Source organism: Pseudonocardia lacus (genome assembly GCF_018531445.1).
Classification (GTDB): Bacteria; Actinomycetota; Actinomycetes; order Mycobacteriales; family Pseudonocardiaceae; genus Pseudonocardia; species Pseudonocardia lacus.
The window spans coordinates 1-1,001 of sequence record NZ_JAHDTH010000479.1 but is presented as its reverse complement, the minus strand read 5'-3'; the positions used below and the strand labels follow the sequence as shown (position 1 = coordinate 1,001).

General features: G+C 80.5%; 1 protein-coding gene. It reads left to right on the top strand.

Annotation, left to right across the window (positions count from 1 at the left end):
- Positions 1-1,001: phosphoenolpyruvate-utilizing N-terminal domain-containing protein (locus KIK08_RS39205; protein ID WP_214408359.1), on the top strand; the 1,001-nt coding region annotated here is incomplete at both ends.

Sequence of the window (1,001 nt, the reverse complement as noted above, 5' to 3'; positions counted from 1 at the left end):
TCCGACGCCGCCATCGCCGGGGCGCGCCGCGCCGGCGAGCGCGAGAGCGCCGTCTTCGTCGTCACGAACCCGCACGGGCTGCACGCCCGTCCCGCCGCCCGGCTGGTCGGCCTGGTCCGCCGGCTGCCCGGCGTGGAGGTGCGGCTGCGCAACCGCAGCACGGGCTCGGAGTGGGTGCCCGCCGCCAGCATGGCCCGGGTCGCGGTGGTGGGCGCGGAGGCCGGGCACGAGGTGGAGGTCGAGGCGACCGGGCGCGGGGCGCGGGCCGCGGTCGAGGCCGTCCTGGAGCTGGCCGGGCGGCACTTCGACGAGCCCGTCGACGCCCCCGCGCCGGCGGCCCCGAGCCCGAGCCCGACCCCGAGCCCGAGCCCGACCCCGAGCCCGAGCCCGAGCCCGAGCCCGACCGCGGCACCGGTCCTGCCCGGCTCACCCGGCATCGCGATCGGACCGGCCCGCGCGCTGGTGCCCCCGCCGTCGACCATTCCCGACGACCCGCCCGACGACCCGGCGACCGAGCACGCCCGCCTCGACGACGCGCTGGCCGCGGTCGCCGTGGAGATCACCGCGTCCCGCGACGCCACCGCCCGCGACCTCGGCCCCACCGAGGCGGAGATCTTCGACGCGCACCTGCTGCTGCTGGAGGACCCGGAGCTGGCCGGACGGGCCCGCACCGGCATCGACGGCGGCGCCTCCGCCGCGCGCGCCTGGGCCGACGCCGTCGAGCACGGCGCCGCCGCGTTGGAGGCCCTGCCCGATCCCTACCTCTCCGCGCGGGGCGCCGACGTCCGCGCGGTGGGGGAGCAGGTCCTGCGCGCTCTGCTCACCGACCCCGGAGCCGAGGACAGCCACCGTCACGGACCCGCAGGACCCGCGGCGGGAGCGGCGGAGCGGGTCGTGCTGGTCGCGCCCGACCTGACCCCCGCGCAGGCCGCCGGGCTCGACCCCCGGGAGGTCGCCGGGGTCGTGCTCGCGGGCGGCAGCGCGACCGCGCACGCCACCCT